Genomic DNA, 3,273 nt, shown 5'->3' with positions numbered 1-3,273 from the left:
ATCCACCCGGCGACCCAGATCGGCTCAGGGGTGTTCATCGACCACGGCACCGGCATCGTCATCGGCGAGACCGCGGTGATCGGCGACGACGTGTCCATGATGCAGGACGTGACCCTGGGCGGCACGGGCGCGGAGCGCGGTGATCGCCACCCCAAGATCGGCAAGGGCGTCCTACTGAGCGCCGGCGCCAAGGTGCTCGGCAATATCCACATCGGCGACTATGCCAAGATCGCTGCCGGTTCGGTGGTGCTGAAGCCAGTTCCGGCCCATTGCACGGCGGCTGGCGTCCCGGCTCGCCTGGTCAACTGCCCGACCTGCGAAGAGCCGGCCCGCAGCATGGACCACACCCTGGCCGACGCCGTGTACGACTACGTCATCTGACGGTTTTACGTGCAGGCCGCGACCAGCTAGGTTCCGCGGCTGTTGAATCGCCGAGGAGATGGCCGTGGACGAGAGAATGATGCGCAAGCTCGAGGGCCACATGCGGGGTACCTTCGCCAATGCGCGGATCACCCTGGTCCCGCGTCCGAAACAGAAGGACTCGGCTGAGGTCTACATCAACGACGAGTTCATCGGCGTGGTCTTCGAGGACGAAGACGGCGACGGCTCCTTCATGTTCGAGATGGCGATCCTCGCCGAAGACCTGCCCTAGATTTGGAATGGGCCGCCGGCTCTGCCGGCGGCGCCGTCCCGACGTCAAGACGACCGACGCCGATCTTGATCCGCTCGGACACCGGCGGGGCCTCGCCGTCGGGAAGAGTCTGGCCTGGGGCCCCGTGGCCAAGAGTAGCGGCAGGGGCCGTAGCGCAGGCAATCAGGTGTTTCATATCAGATCGTCTTCGCCGGCCAGCGGAGTGGTTGACCAGCCTTGCGCAGCATGATTTTGCAGCGAGGGAAACAAGTGTGCGATCGGGGTGAGGATAGTGACGGTGTCCAGGTACCTTTTTCTCAGATTTACGACAGTCTTCGTCATATCCATATTTGGATCATCTTGCGCTATTCTTGATCCGGAGAACCGTTCTGACTCCGGGGCGATGACGCTCGGGGTCGGGACGCCGGTGGCGGCGGCCGGCGAGACCCCGGCTGTCGGCACCGGCCGCCGGGACGCCGCGGATGATCCTGAGATCTGGGCCGACCCGGCCAATCCGGCCCGGGGCCTGATCCTGGGCACCGACAAACAGGCCGGGCTCTATGTCTATGATCTGGCGGGCCAACAGCTTCAGTTCCTGGCCGAGGGGCGACTGAACAATGTCGACCTGCGGAGCAATTTTCCGGCGGAAGGCCGCCGGCAGATCCTGATCGGCGCGAGCAACCGATCGGCGGGGGGAATCTCCTTCTTCCTGGCCGACCCCGCCGCAGCGCCGGGCGCGCCGGTGGTCCGCCGCTGGGGCTTCGCGGCCACGAGCGTCAGTGAGCCGTACGGCTTCTGCCTGGGACGGCGGGGCGAGACCTTCGTCGCCGTGATGGTGGGCGTGGGTGGGGACGTGACGCAGTACGGCGTGACAGAGGCCGCCGCGGGTCCGACCCTGGTCCAGGAGCGGAGCTTCGCGGTCGGCTCGCAGTCGGAGGGCTGCGTCGTCGATGACGCCAAGGGCATGCTCTATGTGGCCGAGGAGGCCAAGGGCATCTGGCGCTACAGCCTGGACCCGGCCACGGGCTCGGCCCGCACCCTGCTGGCGGGCGCGCCCTCCGCCATGCTGGCGCCGGATGTCGAAGGCCTGGCCCTGTTGCGGGAGGGCGGCAAGACCTGGCTGATCGCCTCAAGCCAGGGCGACAGCGCCTTCGCCGTGTGGCGGGTCGATGGCCCCGAGACCGCCTATGCGGGCCGGTTCTCGGTGGTCCCTGGCGCAGGCGCCGATGCGGTGACCGGCACCGACGGACTGGCGGCCCTGGGTGGGCCGGTCGGGAGCTTCCCCGAGGGCCTGGTGGTGGTCCAGGACGATGCCGACACCGTCGGTGAAACAGCCTCGGCCCGGCGCAGCCGACAGAACTTCAAACTCGTGGATTGGCGGGCCGTCAAGCTGGCCCTGGGGCTCTGAGGGGGCTGCGAGAGCTGCTCGCCCAAGCGCTGGCGCAGCTTGTCGCCAGGCTAAAGGGCGTCGGCGATCGCCGCCATGCTGCGGCCCAGCGAGCGGTGGAGCGGTATCTGCAGCAGCCAGTCGCCGCCCGCCGCCAAGGGCGTCGGGCCGAAGTCCCGTGAGAGGTGGGCGGCGACCTCAGGCGGCACCGAATCCATCGCCGCCAAAGGATCATTGGTGAGCATGGCGAGGTATCGGCGGTCGTCGGCTTCCCGATCGCCGGAGAGTTCGCCGACCCGATCCAGAATGATCGGAGCCGCGGCGACGCCGGGCAGGGAGCCGCTGCTGCTGCCCAGGGTGATTCCGTCCAGCCGCTGGGGGCGCCCACTGGGGATGCTGCTGAAGATGGCGAACACCAGGGCGCCATTGGCGGCGTCGGTCGCGATGCAGAACAGTTGGCCGCGCACCGGGAACAGCCAGCCGCGGTAGACCGTCTCACGGACGCCCATGCGGACCTCAAGCAATCCGTTCGGATTGAGCCGCACCATGCCCTGGTCGTGAAGGAATCGGCCGGGCGCAGCCTCGGCGGGCCGGGTGGTCTGGAAGAAGCACTCCAGATCCTTGGCGCGCGCCGCCGTCGCCGCACGGATCTGGGACATGATCGCCAGCGGAAATGCGTCGAGCGACTCGGCTGTCGGTTCGGCTCCCGCGGGACTCGGGCTGCTGGCGCCGAACACGGCGGCGAAGGTGTCCATGTCCCGATCCCAGTCGAGCATGGTGAAGCCGGGATGCCGGCCGGCGACAAAGCGGGTGATATTGGCCAGATTGTGCGCCGACGGCGTGACCGACCCGGTGATCCAGCGGCCCACCAAGGATTTGTCGACCGCCAGAGCCGAGGCAAGATGCGCCCGGCTCATGCTGAACAGTTTCAGCACCAGGTCCAGTTTCGCGCCGAAGGATGACCCCGCCATGTAGATAGCCTAGCCAGGGTTGCGGGCGGGCGCCAAGCAAATGCATCGCAATGCAACCGGATGCACCACTTGGCGTGGGTTGACGCGTCAGGGAGGCCGTTCCGTCGGCCGGCTCCAGAGGGATCCGGGGCCGGCCTGGGGAGACTCAGAGGACGCCCAGCATCTCGGCGACCAGCGGGTGACGGACAATGTCGCGGTCCTTCAGACGGACCACGGCGATGTTGGGGACGGCCTCCAGCTTATCGGCGACCGGCCCCAGACCCGAGAGCTCGGGTAGGAGGTCC

3 protein-coding genes and 2 pseudogenes are annotated in these 3,273 nt (G+C 67.8%); 3 read left to right on the top strand and 2 right to left on the bottom strand.

What is annotated here, in order from left to right:
* The 3 genes and pseudogenes from RMO97_RS18235 to RMO97_RS18225 all read left to right on the top strand — a co-directional run.
* Positions 1 to 381, top strand: a pseudogene (locus RMO97_RS18235) (serine O-acetyltransferase); the annotation flags it as partial.
* A gap of 76 nt (positions 382 to 457) precedes the next feature.
* Positions 458 to 652 (top strand): DUF3126 family protein, encoded by a 195-nt coding sequence (locus RMO97_RS18230; protein ID WP_409035336.1) that lies wholly within the window; start codon positions 458 to 460, stop codon positions 650 to 652.
* A 382-nt stretch (positions 653 to 1,034) separates the two neighbouring features.
* Positions 1,035 to 2,039: a phytase gene (locus tag RMO97_RS18225; protein ID WP_310542431.1), complete on the top strand. Its 1,005-nt coding sequence runs from the start codon at positions 1,035 to 1,037 to the stop codon at positions 2,037 to 2,039.
* 50 nt (positions 2,040 to 2,089) lie between these two features.
* Here the strand turns inward: RMO97_RS18225 and RMO97_RS18220 are convergent, their stop codons facing one another.
* Together RMO97_RS18220 and RMO97_RS18215 are read right to left on the bottom strand one after the other, a co-directional pair.
* A complete protein-coding gene (locus RMO97_RS18220; protein WP_310542430.1) occupies positions 2,090 to 2,989 on the bottom strand; it encodes a hypothetical protein in 900 nt (299 codons plus the stop codon).
* A 145-nt stretch (positions 2,990 to 3,134) separates the two neighbouring features.
* Positions 3,135 to 3,273, bottom strand: a pseudogene (locus tag RMO97_RS18215) (PhoH family protein); the annotation flags it as partial.

The sequence above is a fragment of the Phenylobacterium sp. genome (assembly GCF_031425575.1).
GTDB lineage: Bacteria > Pseudomonadota > Alphaproteobacteria > Caulobacterales > Caulobacteraceae > Phenylobacterium.
This window is presented reverse-complemented; position numbering and strand designations above follow the sequence as displayed.

What these genes read in the sequence shown, in the direction of transcription:
- RMO97_RS18225 (WP_310542431.1), top strand. Translation starts at nt 1,035, where the DNA reads ATGACGCTCGGGGTCGGGACGCCGGTGGCGGCGGCCGGCGAGACCCCG.
- RMO97_RS18230 (WP_409035336.1), top strand. Translation starts at nt 458, where the DNA reads ATGATGCGCAAGCTCGAGGGCCACATGCGGGGTACCTTCGCCAATGCG.
- RMO97_RS18220 (WP_310542430.1), bottom strand. Translation starts at nt 2,989, where the DNA reads ATGGCGGGGTCATCCTTCGGCGCGAAACTGGACCTGGTGCTGAAACTG.